The 19,382-nt window shown below is 60.0% G+C and carries 8 protein-coding genes, 1 pseudogene and 1 riboswitch; of the genes and pseudogenes, 3 read left to right on the top strand and 6 right to left on the bottom strand.

Annotated features, from left to right (window positions below):
* Window positions 1-12: 12 nt before the first annotated feature.
* The 6 genes and pseudogenes from Q0X23_RS14405 to Q0X23_RS14380 form a co-directional block, all read right to left on the bottom strand.
* Window positions 13-4,590, bottom strand: a complete 4,578-nt coding sequence (locus Q0X23_RS14405; protein WP_297861237.1) for a DNA-directed RNA polymerase subunit beta' — start codon at window positions 4,588-4,590, stop codon at window positions 13-15.
* 72 nt (window positions 4,591-4,662) lie between these two features.
* Window positions 4,663-8,037, bottom strand: coding sequence for a DNA-directed RNA polymerase subunit beta (locus Q0X23_RS14400; RefSeq protein ID WP_297860922.1), 3,375 nt, complete (start codon window positions 8,035-8,037; stop codon window positions 4,663-4,665).
* 457 nt (window positions 8,038-8,494) lie between these two features.
* Window positions 8,495-9,634: a homoserine O-acetyltransferase gene (gene metX / locus Q0X23_RS14395; RefSeq protein ID WP_297860921.1), complete on the bottom strand. Its 1,140-nt coding sequence runs from the start codon at window positions 9,632-9,634 to the stop codon at window positions 8,495-8,497.
* A 46-nt stretch (window positions 9,635-9,680) separates the two neighbouring features.
* Window positions 9,681-10,974 (bottom strand): annotated as a pseudogene (locus Q0X23_RS14390) (O-acetylhomoserine aminocarboxypropyltransferase/cysteine synthase family protein).
* A 117-nt stretch (window positions 10,975-11,091) separates the two neighbouring features.
* Window positions 11,092-11,268: riboswitch (SAM riboswitch) on the bottom strand.
* A gap of 81 nt (window positions 11,269-11,349) precedes the next feature.
* The gene (locus tag Q0X23_RS14385) at window positions 11,350-13,947 is read right to left on the bottom strand and encodes an HD domain-containing phosphohydrolase (protein WP_297860920.1); all 2,598 of its coding nucleotides are present in this window, start codon (window positions 13,945-13,947) and stop codon (window positions 11,350-11,352) included.
* Window positions 13,948-14,248: 301 nt separating this feature from the next.
* On the bottom strand, window positions 14,249-15,148 hold the full coding sequence (locus tag Q0X23_RS14380) for a nucleotidyltransferase family protein (RefSeq protein ID WP_297860919.1): 900 nt from the start codon (window positions 15,146-15,148) through the stop codon (window positions 14,249-14,251).
* Window positions 15,149-15,449: 301 nt separating this feature from the next.
* On the opposite strand from Q0X23_RS14380, the gene Q0X23_RS14375 reads away from it, so the two are divergent.
* Genes Q0X23_RS14375 through Q0X23_RS14365 form a run of 3 tightly spaced genes read left to right on the top strand, consistent with a single transcriptional unit; the run spans window position 15,450 to window position 19,293 of the window.
* Entirely contained in the window at window positions 15,450-16,328 is an 879-nt protein-coding gene (locus Q0X23_RS14375) for a xanthine dehydrogenase family protein subunit M (protein ID WP_297860918.1), read from the top strand.
* An 18-nt stretch (window positions 16,329-16,346) separates the two neighbouring features.
* Window positions 16,347-16,835 (top strand): (2Fe-2S)-binding protein, encoded by a 489-nt coding sequence (locus tag Q0X23_RS14370; protein WP_297860917.1) that lies wholly within the window; start codon window positions 16,347-16,349, stop codon window positions 16,833-16,835.
* A 58-nt stretch (window positions 16,836-16,893) separates the two neighbouring features.
* Window positions 16,894-19,293, top strand: coding sequence for an aerobic carbon-monoxide dehydrogenase large subunit (locus Q0X23_RS14365; RefSeq protein WP_297860916.1), 2,400 nt, complete (start codon window positions 16,894-16,896; stop codon window positions 19,291-19,293).
* Window positions 19,294-19,382: the final 89 nt, after the last annotated feature.

Raw genomic sequence — 19,382 nt, 5'->3', positions numbered from 1 at the left:
CTCGAGCTCGGTCTAGGCCTCGCGAGCGGGTTGTTCGGGACGCACACCCGGACGCCGCGACCCAACCGGCACTTGCTCGGCCTCGCGGCGGGCCTCCTCGAGGCGCCTGAGGGTCTTCTGGTCAACCACCTGAGTATCGCGCACAAAGTCGGAGCCGGTACCGGCGGGAATCAGCTTGCCCAGAATCACGTTTTCCTTGAGGCCGATCAATTCATCGAGTTTTCCGGCAATAGCCGCTTCGGTCAGCACGTGGGTGGTGTGCTGGAAGCTGGCCGCTGAGAGCCAGCTCTTGGTCGAGAGGGCGCTCTTGGTCACGCCCATCAGCATGGGCTTCCAGCTCGCGGGGGCTTTACCCTCGGCCATCAATGCCTCGTTGGCCGATTCCACATCCCACTTCTCGATCACCTGGCCCTCGAGGTAGCGGCTATCGCCGGGATCGGTGATCTCTACATACTTGAGCATCTGTCGCACGATGGTCTCGATGTGCTTATCGTGCAGCTTCACCCCCTGGGCCCGGTATACGCGCTGGATTTCGTCGGTCAGGTAGCGCTCTACCGCCTCAGGGCCTTTGGCTTCTAGCAGCTGGTGGGGGTCAATGGCCCCACGGGTCAAGGGCTGTCCGGCCTCCACCGTTTCGCCTTCCTTGACGGTAATACGGGCTTCCTTGGGTACTTTGTACTCCTTGGAAAAGCCCTCGCTGCTGACAAAGATGCTGGTTTTGTCCTCGTGCTCTTCGATGTGAATGGTGCCGTCGATCTCGGCAATCACCGCCTTGACCTTGGGGCGCCGGGCCTCAAAGAGCTCGATTACGCGCGGCAAGCCCTGGGTAATGTCGGTGCCGGTAGCCACCCCGCCGGTGTGGAAGGTACGCATGGTGAGCTGGGTACCGGGCTCCCCGATGGACTCAGCAGCCACCACCCCCACGCTTTCGCCGATGGAGACCAGCTTAGCCGCCGACAGATCCCAGCCATAGCAGTGCTGGCAGACCCCGTAGCGGGTGCGGCAGGTCAGGGGCGAACGAACCGGCACTTCTTCAATTAGGCGCTCCTCTGCGGCCTTAACGATGAGGTTTACATCCTCGAGGCTCAGCTGGTGCCCTTCGGCAAACACCTTGCCCTTGATTTCAAACTCGCGGGCCACTGTGCGGCCATATAGCCCCGACTCGATATCGCTCTTTTTACGCAGCCGCTTGTTGCGGAAGGCCTCGTCGAACTGCAAAAGCGGCACCGAGATGTAGTCGGGCGTGCCGCAGTCGGCTTCCCGCACAATCACCTCGTGGGCCACGTCGTGCAGCTTGCGGGTCAGGTAGCCCGAGTCGGCGGTACGCAGCGCGGTGTCGGCACCGCCCTTGCGGGCCCCGTGGGTCGAGATGAAGTACTCCAGCACCGTGAGACCCTCTCGGAAGGACGCCTTAACCGGCACCGGGTAGGTCTCGCCCGAAGGCTTGGCCATCAGGCCCCGCATGCCGGAAATCTGGCGAATCTGCTGGGGGTTGCCGCGGGCCCCCGACTGGCTCATGACGTAGAGCGGGTTGAAGGGGTAGTTTTCCTCGAAGTTCTTGAAGACCGCGTTGGTGACTTTCTCGGTGGTCTGGCTCCAGAGCTGCAGAATCTGCTGGAAGCGCTCTTCCTCGGTCATCAAGCCCAGCTCGAAAGCCTGTTCAATTTGGGCCAGCTTGGCATCGGCTTCCTGCAAGAACTGCTTTTTCTCAGCCGGAATCACCGCATCGTCGATGCCAATGGTGATGCCCGATGTGGTCGAGAGCACGAAGCCGTAGTACTTGAGCGCGTCCAGAAGCTTGGCGGTCTTTTCCACCCCGAGCACCAGGAAGCTCTTGTAAACCAGGTCTTTGAGCGAGTTCTTTTCCTGGGCAACCTCGAGGTTCACCAGCTCCTCCGCAGCCGCTGCGTCCTCAACGGCCTCACTGACAATGCGCAAGAAAAGCATGCGTCCCGGTGAGGTTTCCAGCAGTCTATTACCCAGGCGCACCGTGACCACATCCTGGTGATCCACGACCCCGCTCTGCACGGCCAGGAGGGCTTCGTCCACGCTGCTAAAGACGTACTTAAGGCGACCCACGCTGGTTTCTTTGCCCGCCACCTTGATTTTGGCGTTCAAGGCCACCTTGCCTTCCTCGTAGGCTTGCAAGGCCTCTTCGATGGCCTTGAACTCCAGGCCCTGGCCCTTCTTCTCGCGACGGAGCTGGGTGATGTAGTACAGGCCCAGGATGATATCGCGGGCCGGCTTGGCTACGGGTTCACCCGAGGCCGGCGAGAGGATGTTGTGGGCCGAGAGCATCTGGATGCGGGCCTCGGCCTGGGCATAGCTCGAGAGTGGCACGTGCACGGCCATTTGGTCGCCGTCGAAGTCGGCGTTGAAAGCCTCGCAAACCAAGGGGTGAAGCTGGATGGACTGACCCTCGACCAGCACCGGCTGGAAGGCCTGAATGCCCAACCGGTGTAGGGTGGGCGCCCGGTTCAGGAGCACCACCTTGCCGTGAATAACCTCTTCCAGGGCGTCCCACACCTCGTCCTTGATGTCGCGGGAGCGCTCCAGCATCTTGCGGGCGCTCTTGACGTTGTTAGCGATGCCCTTCTCCTCCATTTTCTTGAGCAAAAAGGGCTTGAAGAGCTCCAGGGCCATGCGCTTGGGCAGACCGCACTGGTGCAGCTTGAGCTGCGGCCCCACCACAATCACCGAGCGGCCCGAGTAGTCCACCCGCTTGCCCAGCAGGTTCTGGCGGAAGCGGCCTTGCTTGCCCGAGAGGATATCGGTGAGCGAGCGCAGGGCCCGGTCGGAGCCGGGGTTGGTGACCGGGGTGCCGCGCCGCCCGTTGTCCAACAAGGCATCCACGGCTTCTTGCAGCATGCGCTTCTCGTTGCGGATGATCATCTCGGGCGCGCCTTGCGACAGCAGCTTGCGCAGACGGTTGTTGCGGTTGATCAGGCGACGGTAGAGGTCGTTGAGGTCGCTGGTCGCGAAGCGCCCTCCGTCCACCTGCACCATGGGGCGCAGGTCGGGGGGCAGCACCGGCACCGCCTCCAGCACCATCCACTCGGGGCGGTTGCCGGAGTCGCGGAAGGCCCGCACCACCTCGAGCCGCTTGCGGGCTTTGGCCCGACGGGCGCGGCTGGGGTGCTTCATCTCTTCTACCAGTTCGGCCTCGAGCACGCTCAAGTCAATGTCCTTGAGCAGTTCCTGAATAGCCTGGGCCCCCATTTTGGCATCGATGTCGTAGGACTCGATGACCCGCACGGCCATGCGAATGAAGTCCACCTCCACCCGGCCATAAATTTCCGAGGTCACCTTGCCGCCGTCGGCCAGGGCATCGCCGGGCGAGACCCGGTCGCCGTTGGTCACGTCCACATCGTCCTCGAAGGGGTAAAGCTTGGCCTTCATCACCACAATGGAGGCCGGCTCGTGCAGGTGCACCACCCCATCGGCCTCGGCGTGAACCTCTTCTTCAGGCTCGATGGCGCCCACCAGCTTGTCACCTTTGCGCACGCTCGCACCCTCGGCCGCCAGCACGTGCATGTGGGGCTGGAGGGGATAGTCGGCCACACGGGGGCGCTCGAGGGTAAAGCTCAGGTGTACTTCCTTCTTGGCAGTTTCGGCCTCGAGCTTTTCCACTTTGAGGCCCTTGGGCATCTTGAGCTGGCCCTTGCCCTGGGCCAGCACGTCGCCATTGCCCACCAGCTCACCCTGACCCACCTTGAGGTGCATTCCCGCGGGAATCAGATAAATAGCGCTAACCGTACTGGTGTCGGGGTCCAGGATTTTGACCAGGGCCCCATCGCCCACCTCTTCCACATCCACCACACCGGAGTCCTCAGAGGTGATCTGGTAGGAGGCCTCGAGCTCGGCCAGGGGTTCGCCCGGCTTGTACTTGTCCTGCTCGATCCAGGCAGCTTTGGGGAGGGTCAGGCGGGCCTGTTCCTTGTCGGCGTACTCCACCCGGATGCGACGGGGGAAGCGGAAAAGCACCAGCCCATCCATCTTGCTCACTACCCCCGGTGCCAGCTCCTGGCCCTTTTTGACCTCTTCACCGTCTTTAACAAAGGTCTCCACCCCGGCCGGAATGGTGTAGGTCTCTTGCTTACCAAAGCGCAGTTCCCGGTACTCGTCGTCGGTGAGGAGCTGGCGCTTCTGCACCGGCACACCGCCCAGCATGGCCCCTTTGGGGTCAATGGTAATGTACTTGGCAAAGTACAAGACTTGCTCGAGTTCCTGAGCCGAAAGGTCTAGGAGGGTGCCAATCTTGGAGGGCACATCTTTTACATACCAGATGTGCGCCACCGGGGTCGCCAGCTCCACGTGCCCCATACGGTAACGCCGCACAATGCTCTTGGTGACCTCCACCCCGCAGCGCTCGCACACCTTGCCCTCAAAGCGCTGGCGCTTGTACTTGCCGCAAGCGCACTCGTAGTCTTTCTGCGGCCCGAAAATGCGCTCGTCAAAAAGCCCATCGCGTTCGGGTTTCAGGGTGCGGTAGTTGATGGTCTCGGGTTTCTCAACCTCGCCATAGCTCCAGCTCCGAATCTTATCGGGGGAGGCCAGTCCGATTCTTACTTTGCGAACTTCTCGTTTAATCATCGTTCACTCCGTGAACTTGTGTCTCAAGTCATAGGCCGAGTGGTAGTTGCTGGCTAGTGAACCGCATCATCATCGGCGGCTAGCCAACCCTTCAAAGATGTCTAGATTCCTGGCATTCTCGTCGTAGGTCTCGACATCCAGGCCCAGCGACTGCAATTCCTTCACCAGCACCCTGAAGCTTTCCGGTACGCTGGCCTCGGGCACATCTTCACCTTTGACCACGGCCTCATATGCCGCGTTTCGACCCTCAATATCGTCGGACTTGATGGTGAGGATTTCTTGCAGCGTGTGCGCCGCACCGTAGGCCTCCAGCGCCCACACCTCCATCTCCCCAAAGCGCTGACCCCCGAACTGCGCCTTGCCGCCCAGGGGCTGCTGGGTAATGAGAGAGTAAGGGCCCGTCGAGCGGGCGTGCATTTTGTCCTCGACCATGTGGTAAAGCTTCATGATGTACATCACTCCCACCACAATGGGGCTTTCGATGGGCTCACCGGTACGTCCGTCATACAGCACGCTCTTGCCCTGTTGAGCCACTTCGCGTAACTGTTCGGCGGGGTCTTTCGTACCGTCCACAAGGCCCAGCTTGGCGGCTCTGGCCAGCACTTCCCGCTCGCGGTTGTCAAGGCCAAAACCGGCTTTGGTACGGGCCTCCCACTTCTTGTCGAAGGCCTTGCCCAGCATCTCCTTAATTTCACTTTCGGCGATGCCGTCAAACACCGGAGTAATAAACTTGAGGCCAAGCTCATAGCCGGCCAATCCCAGGTGCGTTTCCAGAATCTGCCCCAGGTTCATGCGGCTGGGAACGCCCAGTGGGTTGAGCACGATGTCTACCGGGGTACCATCGGGCATGTGCGGCATGTCTTCGGGGGGTAGAATCTTGGAAACTACGCCCTTGTTGCCGTGGCGGTTGGCCAGCTTGTCGCCCACTTGCAGCTTACGCTTCTGGGCCACATACACCCGTACTACCTCTCGCACACCGGGCTTGAGCTCCACCCCAGGGTCGCCCCGACGTAAGCGCAGGGTGCGCACCACAATGCCCCCCTCGCCGGGAGGCACCCGCAGGGAGGTATCCTTCACATCGCGGGCCTTTTCACCGAAGATACTGCGCAAAAGACGCTCTTCGGGGGTGGGCTCTGTCTCACCCTTGAAGCTCGTACGGCCCACCAGAATATCACCCGCCTTGACCTCAGCGCCAATTCGCACCACCCCGTCTTCGTCGAGGTCGCGCAAAGCAGCTTCGGAAAGGTTGGGAATGTCCCGGGTAACACGCTCGGGGCCTAGCTTGGTGTCGCGGGCCTCGATCTCGTAGCGTTCGATGTGCACCGAGGTGTAGAAGTCGCGGCGCAGAAGGTCTTCGGAAATAACAATGGCGTCCTCGTAGTTGTAGCCATCGAAGGGCATGATGGCCAGGAGTACATTTTGCCCGAGGGCCAGGCGGCCTTCGTCGGAGGCGGGACCGTCGGCGAGGAGGTCGCCTTTTTTGACCTTCTGACCCTTGGAGACCCGGGGACGTTGATCAAGAGCGGTGCCCTGGTTGGAGCGGGTGAAGCGGCGCAGGTTGAACTCGTACAGTCCCTTATCCTCACCTCGGATGTGAATCTTGGAACCATCCACATACTCCACCACGCCATCCACATGGGAGTAAAGCGAGGTGAGGGAGTCACGCACCACCCGCTCTTCCACGCCGGTCATAACCACCGGGCTTTGAGCTCGCAGCAGGGGCACCGCCTGGGCTTGCATGTTGGAGCCCATCAGGGCGCGGTTGGCATCGTCGTGCTCGAGGAAGGGAATCAGGTTGGTGTTGACCGAGAAAATCTGCTTGGGCGAAACGTCCATGTATTCGACTTCTTCAGGACGCATCACGATGGGCTCGCCCTTCTTGCGCACCACCACCTGCTGGGTATCGAAATGCCCATCGGGTTTGAGGGGGGTATTGGCCTGGGCAATGGCAAAGCGGTCTTCCTCGGTGGCGGTCATGAAATCGACCTTATCGGTCACCCTGCCGTTTTCCACCTTGCGGTAGGGGGTCAGGATGAAGCCCAGATCGTTGATACGACCAAACGAAGCCAGCGAGGAGATCAGGCCGATGTTGGCGCCCTCGGGCGTCTCGATGGGGCAGATGCGCCCATAGTGGGTGCGGTGCACGTCGCGCACATCGAAACCCGCCCGTTCCCGGGTCAGACCGCCTGGGCCCAGCGCTGAAATACGCCGCTTGTGGCGCAATTCCGAGAGGGGGTTGGTCTGGTCTTTGAACTGACTCAACTGGCTGCGCCCAAAGAACTCGCGAATGGCGGCTACCAGGGGGCGGTTATTGACCAGCTTAGCCGGGGTGGCGCTTTCGGGTGTACCAAGGAGCATGCGCTCGCGCACGCCGCGGGCCAGGCGCGAAAGACCTACCCGGAACTGGTCGGCCAAAAGCTCGCCCACAGTGCGAATGCGACGGTTGCCCAGGTGGTCAATATCGTCGGCTTCGTAGCCGGGTTCACCGCTTTGCAGGGCAAAGAGGTATTTGAGCACCGGCAGCAGGCCTTCGTCCTTGAACTCGCCGTTCTCAAATTTGATGAGCATGCGGCCCGAGAGCTTGATGCCCAGTTTTTGCTGGGCTTTGTACTTGCCTGCCTCCCCCAGGTCGTAGCGGCGCGGGTCAGAGAGCAGCGAGTGCAGGTAGGTGATGGCCTTGTCGCGCTTGGGCGGGTCGCCGGGGCGCAACTCGGTGAAGAGTTTGAGCAGCGCTTCGTCCACGCCCATCTCGAGGGCTTTGTTGCCTCGGTACTGGGCTTCCAATAGACCCGGAAGCAGGTCGGGGTAGGCCGAGAGTTCCTTGCTGAGGGTTTCGGCGGTGAAGCCCAAAACCTTTAGAAGAAGCGCCAGCGGGAACTTCTTCTTGTTGACCTTCATCACCACCACGCCAGACTGCTCGAACTCGAGGTCGATCCAGGGGCCCCGCTTGGGCAAGGGAATGACCGAGGCCACATATTTACCAGGGCGGGTCTGGTCGGCGGTGAAGTATACCCCTGGCGAGCGGTGAATCTGCGAAACGATCACCCGATCAGCCCCATTGACGATAAACGAGCCATCTTCGGTCATAAGGGGAAGGTCGCCCAGGAAGACCTCGTCTTCTTTAAGCAAGCCGGTGTCCTTGTGCACCAGCAGCAACTTGGCGTACAGCGGGGCCTGATAGGTCAGGTCTTTCTCCCGGCACTCATCCTGACTGAAAGGCGGGTCGCCCAGTCGGTACTCGAGGAAATCCAGCACCAGCCCCCGCCCCTTCTCCCCTTCTTCGATGGGGAAGGTCTCCTTGAAGGCGGCTTGTAGGCCAATGGCTTCCCGCTTGGAGGCGGGAACATGGGCCTGTAAGGCTTTGGTGAAGGAATCAACCTGGATTTCGGTGAGGGGTGGGAGGGGAATAACTTCTGTAATCTTGCCGAACCGCTCTATCTTCATCAAAACACCTCATAACCCGTGGCTCTTCTCCGCACTTTCAAGCACGGATCCAGCTTGCTCTGGGCCTTGTGGGGGGTTTTCGTAAGCTAACAGGGTTCTTCCGCAGGCGAAAAAGTTCCCTGCGGCGGCTGATTCTTACGCTTTTTGTGGAACACACCAGGGGTGCAGGCCACAAAACACAAATATCATGCTAGCACATTAGCGCACATAAACGCAATAAGCACCCTGAATCTTCAAGCTGCTGTGCAAAATAGTAGCACAAGATGAGATATTTGAGGAGTACGTATGGCCCCTAGGCAGGGTCGGTGCGTGAAACCTCGCAAACCTCAGCCAGGGGCACTTCAGACGTTTGGTGTTGAAAAATGCCCGCAGGTAGGTGGCCTCTCTGGGTGTTATGCCCCCACCTAGCCTCCCCCGTTGGGGGAGGAAGATGGGGTTTTGTCCAACGGGCCTCTGTTTACAGGAAATCGCCCAGAATACGCTCAACCTGATCCGTTTCAATTAGAAAGGCGTCATGACCATGTGGGCTGTGAATCTCGCGGTAGATAGCTCCGCTCAAAGCAGCCATCTCCCGAACCTCCTGGGCAGTGTAAAGGACGTCGGAGTTGATGCCCACAAACAAGCTTGGGATACTCCGAAGCTGCTTCAAAGCCGCCTCGACCCCACCCCGCCCCCGGCCCACATCGTGGGTGTCCATAACCTCGGAAAGCACCAGATAGGCATTCGCATCGAACCGCCGGGCGAACTTCTCCCCCTGGTACAGCACGTAGCTTTCGCCACGCTCGGGGTGATGCTGCCAGCGCAGCCGGAAGGAGTCGGGTGAACGGAAGGAAAGCATGGCCAGGGCCCTACCGAGCTGCAAACCCAGTGGCTGCTCGGTGTAGCGGCCCCCCTGGTAACCGGGGTCGATCAGCACCGCCTCCCTCGAGAGCCGATTGAAGGCGCGGGCCCAGGGGCTATGCAAGGGAGGGGCCGCCAGAACCACCAGTTGATTGACCCGGTGTGGATAAAGAAGGGCAAACTCGAGGGCCACCATACCGCCCAAGCTACCCCCCAGCAGGGTGACCTTTTCGATGCCCAGGAAGTCCAGAAGTTTGGCCTGGGCGCGGGCCAGGTCACGCACAGTGAGTTTAGGAAAATCGGGGCCATAAGGGCGACCTGTGGCTGGATTAAGCGAAAGCGGGCCGGTAGAGCCGTAACAACTACCAATATGGTTGGCGCAAATCACAAAATACTTCTCGGTATCGAGCATTCGACCTGGCCCCGCCAGCTCGTCCCACCAACCATCGGGCCCAAAAGCCTGGTCGAGCCTGGGCAGACTGCTGAGGGTCTCCTTGGTGTAGGTGCCGGCCAGGTGCGCCGAGCCCGTCCAGGCATGAAACACCAGCACCGCGTTGCTGCGGTCGAGGTTGAGTTGTCCGTAGGTCTCGTAGCGCATGAGCAACTCCGGCAGGGCTCCGCCGTACTCGAGGCGAAAACCACCCGCAACCAGGGCCTGAGCCGGCACCGGTGGGGGCACCCGGCCCCGACTCTTGGGTGGCTTGATCAACAAGGCCTCGTGGTCGCCCCAGGCCTCTTGTACCAGCAAGTCGGTCATGGCAGCCTTCCTCTCCACAAACCCTGCAGCGCCCTACTGGAACGCATCAAACGCCTACCTTCGAGCGCAGGGCTTGTTTGAGGTCGGCCTGAATATCTTCGATGGCTTCCAGCCCCACGCTGATGCGCACCAGCTCCGGATTGACCCCGGCGCGGACTTGCTCTTCCGGCGATAGCTGGGAGTGGGTGGTGGAAGCCGGGTGAATGGCCAGGGTACGGGTATCGCCAACATTAGCGAGGTGCGAAACCAGCTCAAGCTGGTTGATGAAGTTTTTGGCCGCCTCATAGCCGCCTTTGAGACCAAACGTCAGCACCGACCCTGGCCTTCCCTTGAAGTACTTTTGGGCCTTGGCATGGCTGGGGTGGTCGTCTAAGCCGGGGTAGTTGACCCAGGCCACCTCGTCTTGCTCGCGCAACCAGTGAGCCAGGGCCAGGGTGTTTTCTACGTGGCGCTCTGAGCGCAGCGAGAGGGTCTCGAGGCCCAGCAGCAACAAGAAGGCCTCAAAGGGGCCCAGGCACTGCCCCTGGTCGCGCAGGCCGTCTACGCGGGCTTTGATAATGAAGGCCAGGTTCCCCAGGGCCTTGTGTAACTCGAGGCCGTGGTAGCCCGGTTGCGGCTCGGTGATCAGTGGATACCGCCCATTGTCCCAGTTGAAGTTGCCGCCATCCACAATCAGGCCCGCAATGGCCGCCCCATGCCCCCCAATCCATTTGGTGCCGGAGTGGGTCACGACATTGGCCCCCCACTCAAGGGGGCGGAAAAGGTAACCCCCATGCCCAAAGGTGTTGTCCACAAAGAGGGCGATTCCGCGTTCCTGAGCAGCCTGGGCAATCAGTTCGAAGTCGGGGATGTTGAGGGCCGGGTTGCCCAGCGACTCCAGATACCAGAAGCGGGTTTTATCGTCCGAGAGTCGAATAAAATCCTCCACACTCTCGGCGCTGTCGGTAAAGCGGCTCTCAATTCCCAGGCGGGGCAGGGTGACCTTGAACTGGTTGATGCTGCCCCCATACAGGTTGGGGGTGGAGACAAAGTTATCGCCAGCCTGGGCGATGTTGGTGATGGCCAGAAATTGCGCAGCATGGCCCGAGCTGGTGGCCAGGGCTGCTACCCCCCCCCTCCAGCGCTGCAATGCGCTTTTCCAGCACATCGGTGGTGGGGTTCATGATGCGGGTGTAGATATTGCCAAACTCCTGCAAGCCAAAAAGCCGGGCGGCGTGGTCGGCATCCTTGAACTGATAGGACGTGGTGGCGTAGATGGGCACCTGGCGGGCGCCGGTGATGGGGTCAGGGCTGTAGCCAGCGTGGAGCTGAAGGGTCTCGAAACGGTGTTTTTGCGACATAATCATCTCCTACCGCGATGGGATTGGGGCGCTTTCGGTAGGAGTTTTGCTATAGCAAAACCCCCTACCAGGCGTTCTTTTATGGCCGGAAGGGGGTCACGATGCGTGCATTCCCTTCTCTTATCTTTCTCGACTGCCAGACTATGCCAAGTCTCGAACGTTGTGTGCCTACAACATTCAGCAGTCGAGCCGGAATTAGCACCTTGCAAAAAAACTTTTGGTCATGAACAAAAGCTCTTTTGTGGGTTGCTGCGACTTCACTGGGCCGATTCCCTCCGCCGCTCTGGATAAAAGAACTTGCTTATTTGTGGCCGCGCCCCGGCGCGGATAAAGGTGAGTTTAGAGAGGTAGGGAAGCTCTGTCAACCCCTTCGCTTTAGTCGCGTGTTGAATTGGGATTGGCTTCACGGGCCCTGCGGCGCTCGAGCTTGTCCTGGTACATGCGCTGGTCAGAAAGCCGTACCAGGTCGCCATCGGAGGTAGCCTCATCGGGCATAGAAGCCATTCCGGAGCTAACGCTGGCCGTTGGAAAACCCTGGCTCTTGGTATTGAGTATAGCCGTTTCAATCCGGCTCAGAATCTCGGCCTGGTGGCGTGCATCTACATAGGGCAGAATGGCAGCATATTCATCTCCGCCGATTCGGTACACCCGCCCCAGCTCGAAAAAGCACTCTTGCATGGCCTGCGCGAAGGTACGCAGCAAAGCATCCCCGCGTTCGTGGCCTTCGGAGTCGTTGAGCTGCTTGAGGGTATCAACATCCAGGGCCAGCACACTGAGCGAGTAACCGACCCGCTGCGCACGCGCTACCTCACTCTCGAGGTCCGACTCAAAGGCACGGCGGTTGCCCAGACCGGTCAGTACGTCGGTATGCGCCATCATCTCCATGCGACGGGCCAGTACCTGGGCTTCACGGCGAGCTTGCTCGAGTTCGCGGGTGCGCTCAGCCAGCAACTGCTCAAAGTTTTGCTTGAGCTGCTCGATTTCTTCATCCACCCAGCCCAGTTGGGCTTTCTCCAGCTGTACCGAGAGCGAAAGGTCGGAGTCCAGGCGCTGCATATGCTCTTCCACATCGGCGGTGACTACCGCAAAGACCGCCAGGCAAGCCTCGACCACGGTCGGATCGAATTGCCGTCCGCTCTGACGCTTGATCTCCGCCAGCGCTTCAGCCACCGACCAGGCCCGCTTATAGGGGCGCTCGTGGGTAAGGGCATCCAGCACGTCAGCCACCGCCACGATACGCCCAGACATGGGAATGCTATCCCCAACCAACCCACGTGGATAACCGCTGCCATCAAAGTGTTCGTGGTGCGACAGGGCAATTTCTTCCGCCAGTCGAAGAATTTTGGAGCGTCCCCCAGACAGGATACGCGCGCCAATAGTGGTGTGGTCTTTCATCAGCTCGTACTCACCCACCGTCAGGCGATCCCGCTTTAGCAAAATCGCGTCCGGGATTCCGATTTTGCCCACATCATGCAAGCGCGCAGCCAGGCGCAGGGTTTCGACTTCGTGCTGGGGCCAGCCGAGTTCCTTAGCAATCATGGCCGCGTTGCGGCCTACCCGGTAGGTGTGCTCGCCGGTGGCATCGTCGCGGAACTCGGCGGCTAGGGCCAGGCGAGAAACAATTTCGAGCTGGGCAAACTCGAGCTCCTGGGTGCGCTGGAAGACCTTGGCCTGGGCCTCTTCGCGAGCCTGGCGCTCGAGTTCGGTTCTCAGCCGCAAGCTTTCCGCCTCGTTACGCACCCGCTCGAGCTCGAGGTGGTTCATCAAGGTCTGGCGCTGGCGCTCGCTTTCCTCGTTGAAGACTTCCCGCTCGAGGCGATGGTACTCCTCCAGGTGTTCGATGGCCTGGAGATATTCCCCGCTTGCACGGTGCACCCGTGCCAGCAGGCGGTGGGCCAGGTAGGTACTGCGTTTACGCTCGGCCTGACGTGAGAGTTCCAGGGCTTCCAAGCCGTACTCCTGTGCCTGGCGCAGATCCTTCAGTTCGACGCAGACCTCCCCCAGGCTGAGCAGTACGTCCAGAACGGTGGCACGCCAGTCTTTAGAGCGGGCCAGTTCCAGCACTTCCAACAGCGTCTGGGTGGCAACCTGGGGCTCACCCAGCGCCATCTGCGCCTTGGCCAGCCCTTCTAATGAGGTAAGCAAAATCCGTTCCAGCCCCAACTCTTTGCTGGCTACTACTACACCCTGGTGCGTATCCCTGGCCCTGGCGTAATCCTGGCGCTTGAAGGCCAGTTCCGCGATTAGCTGCAGAATCTGCAATTCGATAAATCTCTCCTGGGTGCGGCGGATCTCGGCCAGGGCCAGCTCGTAGTATCGGTCGGCCTGTTGGAAATTTCCCATTTCCATGTAGAGATTGCCAATGGAAGCCAGGTTGCCCGCCCGGTTGCGAGGGCTATGCCCTTCGTGGCGGTACAGTTGATAGGCCTCCAGAAATGCCTCGAGGGCCAGCGGATACTGCCCCAGTTCGGTGCGCAGGATTCCGATATTGTTGAGGACATTGGCCTCGGCAACTTGATTGCCCTGGATTCGCATGAGCGTGAGGGCTTTAGTGAGCTTGTCCAGAGCCTGGGCATACTCGGCCCTGGAGTGATGGATTCCGGCCTGCTGGTTGAGGCAGTCGGCCTCGGCAGCGGGTAGATTGGCTTGCTGGGCCAGCAAAGCGGCCTCGTCGAGGTAGCTCGAGGCCTGGTTGAGGTCGCCCTGCTCTCGCAAAATGGTGGCGGATAGCCGCAAACCCTCGAGCCTGAGCGTGGGTTCATCGAATGTGGATGCCAGCCCTACACCTGCCTGGGCCATCTGGACAGCCTCGCCCAGTTGTCCCAGCGAATGAAGAGCCCTGGCCAGGGTGAAAGAGGCTTGAACCTCGAGCGATAGCACCTGATGCAGCTGAGCCAGGGTTCTGGCTTCCTGAGCCAGACGGGATGCTTCCTGGGGTGCCTGGGCCAGGCACGCCTCGGATTCTCGTAGCAAAGATTCGATGCTTGACAGCGCAGACATCGAAACGGCGGTTGTTGGGTCGGTATCGCGCTGCACCACCACGGCCTCTATGCTAATCCTTGATGGAGGTTGTCAAGGCTTAAATAAACCTTGGGTTGGCGTACCCAGGTGGGGCCATGCTTATTCACCTTATGCACCATGTCTTCCCTAAGGCCCAGTCTACGACCTGAAGCACTGGCAGGCTGTGATAAATGCTCTTACGGCATGTAATGGCCCGGCTTGCGCTACAGAAGGCTTCAACAAATCCTTCTGCAAGGTATTGGCAATCCTGCGCTTATTTATTTGCTGCCAGGGCCGCCAGGCTGGCCCTACGAACCAGTTCCAGGTAAGCAGCGGGTGTTTGGGCAGGTCCCAGAATGACCCCCTGCACACCTCGATAACTTAAGGACAGCTCGAGCCAGTGGGCATCACTTTTCGAGACCAGCAACAGCAACCCAGGCGTGAGCCAGGGCACTGTTTCTGAAGCCAGGGCCGCGTCCACCCGTGCTTGTATTAGCGAGGCAGAAATTTTCTCACGGGGTATAGGCACAAACAATTCGTTGGCCCAACCCAGTTTCCAGGCCAACTCCCGGTAGGTCTGCCAGTCATCAATATCAAAAAACCAGGGCCCGGAGCCCCACTCCGCCCGTTCTATCTTTTCCTGATGGGCATTCAAAACTGCTCTAGCGCCTTGATCACCTTTGAGTTTTAGAACTTCAGGAAATAGCTGCCTGGACAAAAAAACAGGTGGGCGTATCTGGCCCTGCTCGCTGGCCACCACCGCAAGCTTTTGCGGGTCGCGGTGGTAGATGGCCCGCTTGAGCTGTGTGAGTTTTTCCGCTTCCATTGCGGGCATGTCGGCCAGAAACACCAGAACTCCCTGGGCGTCGGCAAGTGCCCGCATACCCGCTTTGAGCGAGGTGCTCTGGCCATATCGGTAGTGGCGGTTGAGGACGGTGAAAACCCTCGAGGAAAGGTCACCCGGCTGTGTTGCCAGCCACCGTTGCAATGCAAACCGAGCCACCCTGGCTTCACGCCCCAAAACCACCGCAATGCGCCCATCGGCAACGTACAGGGCATGCTCCAGAACTCGAGTCAACAGGATATGGCCCTGTCCGGCGGGCAGCAGAAACTTGGGAACCCCAAACCTCGAGGCCCTGCCGGCAGAGAGCACAATTGCGTCGATCGGTGGCATAGACGGGGTACTCGCCGAGAAAGTGATCGGGGTATGTTACGTAGGTCTGGCTAAAAGAGGTTGGGCTTTCCGTAAAAAACTTTCAGGCGATCCACAAATCAAAATAGCACTGCCAAGGCTCTGCAACCTACGGATGTTGACCTTTCAGAATCCGCAAGGCCCCTCCCACAAGACAACCCCTTGCCTGGTCGAAGCCGGATCTCAGGTGCAAACTGTAATCTCCAGCATGCTCAATCTGACTGCAAGGTTTTAGATTGGCCATGCTTGCAAAAGCGAAAAAACCAAAGGGAGGTTGGACAACATGATACCCGCGGCCTTTGAGTACAAGCGCCCGATGTCCCTCGAGGAAGCCATCAGCCACCTGGCTGAACTTGGCTACGACGCCAGAGTGCTGGCCGGGGGGCAAAGCCTTATCCCGGCCATGCGCTATCGCCTGGCCCAACCCTCCGTGCTGGTGGATATAAACAAGCTCCCCAACCTGGGGTATATGCACGAGGAAAACGGGATGCTCCGCATGGGTGCACTGGTACGCGATACCGACGTGGAGTTCAACGAACAAATACAACGCAAGTATCATCTAATCAGCGATGTTTCCAGGGTCGTAGCCGACCCCATCGTGCGTTTCCGGGGTACGGTGGTGGGTTCGCTATGCCATAACGACCCCTCTGGAGACTGGGCCGCTGCTGCCATTGCGGCTCGCGCGCAAATGGTCATTCAAGGCAAAAATGGGCCTCGAGTCGAAGCCATTGATCAGTTTTTAGTGGACAGCTTCGCTACCTCCATCGGCGAAGGGGAAATGGCAGTAGAAGCACGTTTCCCAATGCCAAACTCCCTCACCTCGGGCGCCTACGAAAAAATTGAACGCAAGGTAGGCGATTACGCCACCGCCGCCGCCGCCGTGCAAATCGAGCTCAACCCAGATGGAACCATCAAAGAGGCCGGTATCGGCATCACGGCGGTAGCCCATATGGCGCTTCGGGTAGCTGAAGGCGAAAACCTGTTGCGCGGCCAGAAGCCTTCACTCGAGCTGATCCGGGCTGCTGCCGAGGAGGCCCGCAAAATCGCCGACCCTAACCCCGACGCACGGGGCTCTGCGGAGTACAAGAAAGACATGGCCCGGGTACTGGTGGGCCGGGGCCTGATCAAGGCCCTGCGGCGCTTGAATGTGGTAGTGGCCTGATGACCCAAGGGAGCAACCATGGAAATCACCCTGAAAATCAATGGCGTTGAAAAAAAGCTCAATGTAGAACCCCGCACCCTGCTGGTTCATGCCATCCGCGATGCAGGGCTTACCGGCACCCACATCGGCTGCGATAGCTCGTCTTGCGGGGTGTGTACGGTGGTGCTGGACGGCAAAACGGCGGTTAAGAGCTGCACCATGTTTGCGGTAATGGCCGAGGGCCACGAAATCACCACCATTGAAGGCATGGCCCAGGGTGGAAAGCTACACCCGCTTCAGCAAGCCTTTTACGATCAGCACGGTTTGCAATGCGGCTACTGCACCCCCGGCATGATCATGTCGGCCCACGTTTTACTGCAACACAACCCCAACCCCACAGAAGAAGAGATTCGCTTTGGGCTCTCTGGCAACCTCTGCCGTTGCACGGGCTACCAGAACATTGTTAAAGCAGTTCAACAGGCTGCTCAGATGTTGCAACAACCCGCAGGCGCAGCAGCAGACGACTAAACAAAACGAGCAATAACTTATCGGTCTTTTGCTACCCAGGCAACTGAAAGGAGCACCAATGGCAGTTGAATCCGCGAACCTCGAGCCCAAGGGTATCCAGGGGCTCGGCAAGGCCATTAAACGCAAGGAAGACCCGCGCTTCATCGTGGGCAAGGGTAACTACCTCGACGACATCAACCTGCCCGGCATGTTGCACATGGCCCTTGTGCATAGCCCCTATGCCCACGCCAAGATTCTAAACATTGACGCCTCCGAAGCCCTCAAGATTCCAGGTGTCAAAGCGGTCATCACTTCCAAAGAGCTGGCCGGCGCTGGCCTGGCCTGGATACCGACCCTGGCTGGCGACAAACAGATGGTGCTGGCCGATGGTAAGGTGCTCTACCAGTACCAGGAAGTCGCAGCGGTCTTTGCCGAGAGCCGCCAGGCCGCCGCTGACGGGGCCGCTGCCGTACAGGTCGAGTACGAACCCTTGCCGGTGGTGGTAGACCCCTTCAAGGCCACCGCCCCCGATGCCCCGGTCTTGCGCGAGGATATCAAGGGCAATATGACGGGTGCGCATGGCCCCCGCCGTCACGACAACCACATCTGGACCTGGGACGTAGGCTCCAAAGACGAGACCGAAAAAGCCCTGGCCCAGTCTGAAGTCCGCATCAAGCAGCACATGGTCTACCCCCGCAGCCACCCGGCCCCCCTCGAGCCGTGTGGCTGCATCGGCGATATGAACAAGGCCACCGGGCGGCTCACGGTCTACATGACCAGCCAGGCTCCCCACGCCATTCGCACGGTGCTCTCGCTGGTGACGGGCATTCCCGAAAACAACATCCGGGTCATCTCGCCGGATATTGGGGGTGGGTTCGGCAACAAGGTACCCGTTTATCCCGGCTACGTGTGCGCCATCGTGGGCAGCATTGTGCTGGGGGCGCCGGTGAAATGGGTCGAGACCCGCACAGAAAACCTCACCACCACCGGCTTTGCCCGCGACTTCCACATGGATATCGAGATTGGAGCAACCAAGGAAGGCAAGGTCACGGCCATGAAGGTCTACACCCTGGCCGACCACGGGGCCTTCGACGCCGCTGCCGACCCCAGCAAGTATCCGGCGGGCCTCTTCTCCATCTGTACCGGCTCCTACGACTTCCAGAAAGCCTACGCCGAGGTGGATGCGGTCTATACCAACAAGGCCCCGGGCGGGGTGGCCTACCGCTGCTCCTTCCGCGTGACCGAGGCCAGCTATTTGATTGAGCGCAGCATGGACGTGCTGGCCCACGAGCTGAAGATGGATCCCGCCGAGCTGCGCCTCAAAAACTTCATCCAGCCTTCCCAGTTCCCCTACCCCTCGGCCCTGGGCTGGACCTACGACTCGGGCGACTACGAGAAAACCCTCAAGGTCGCCCTCGAGCGCATTGGCTACACCGAGCTGCGCAAGGAACAGGCCGAGAAAAGGGCCAGAGGCGAGCTGATGGGGATTGGCATCTCCACCTTCACTGAGATTGTGGGCGCCGGGCCCTCCAAGGACTTCGACATCCTGGGCATCAAGATGTTCGACGGGGCTGAAATCCGGGTTCACCCCTCGGGCTCGGCCATCGTGCGGGCCGGCACCCGCCACCAGGGTCAGGGCCACGAGACCACCTGGGCGCAGATTGTCTCTGAGGAGCTGGGCCTGGATGTGGACAAAATCATCGTGGAAGAGGGCGATACCGACACCGCCCCCTACGGCCTGGGTACGTATGCCAGCCGCTCCACCCCCACCGCAGGAGGCGCCATGGCGCTGGGCGCAAGGCGCATCCGTGAGAAGGCTAAAAAGATTGCCGCGCACCTGCTGGAGGTGGGCGAGGGCGATGTGGAGTGGGTGGACAAGAAGTTTGTGGTCAAGGGCGTACCAGGCAAGAGCGTGACTATGAACGAGGTGGCCTTTGCGGCCTACACCAACCTGCCCCCTGGCATGGAGCCGGGCCTCGAGACCACCTACTACTACGACCCCCCCAACCTGACCTTCCCCCACGGGGCCTACATCTGTGTGGTGGACATAGACAAGGGCACCGGCGAGGTCAAGGTGCGTCGCTTTGTAGCCATTGACGACTGCGGCACCATCATCAACCCCATGATTGTGGAGGGGCAGGTACACGGCGGACTGACCGAAGGCTTTGCCATGGCTTTCATGCAGGAAATCGCTTTCGACGAGCAGGGCAACAACCTCTCGTCGAATTTTACCGACTACCTGCTGCCCACCGCGCTCGAGACCCCCAAATGGGAGACCGGCCACACCGTCACCCCCAGCCCCCACCATCCCATCGGGGCCAAAGGCGTGGGCGAGTCACCCACGGTCGGAAGCCCAGCTGCCTTTGTGAATGCGGTGGTGGATGCACTAGCCCACCTGGGGGTGCGCCACATTGACATGCCCATCACCCGCGAAAAGGTGTGGAAGGTGCTGCGGCAGGCCGGGGTGGATTCGTTCTAGTGAGGAATGTCAATAGCCTATAGCTCATGGCTAATAGCGACCCAGATTGGTTTTGCCGTTGGCTATCAGCTATAGGCTATCCTCGAGGT

Source organism: Meiothermus sp. (assembly GCF_026004115.1).
Taxonomy (GTDB): domain Bacteria; phylum Deinococcota; class Deinococci; order Deinococcales; family Thermaceae; genus Meiothermus.
This window is presented reverse-complemented; position numbering and strand designations above follow the sequence as displayed.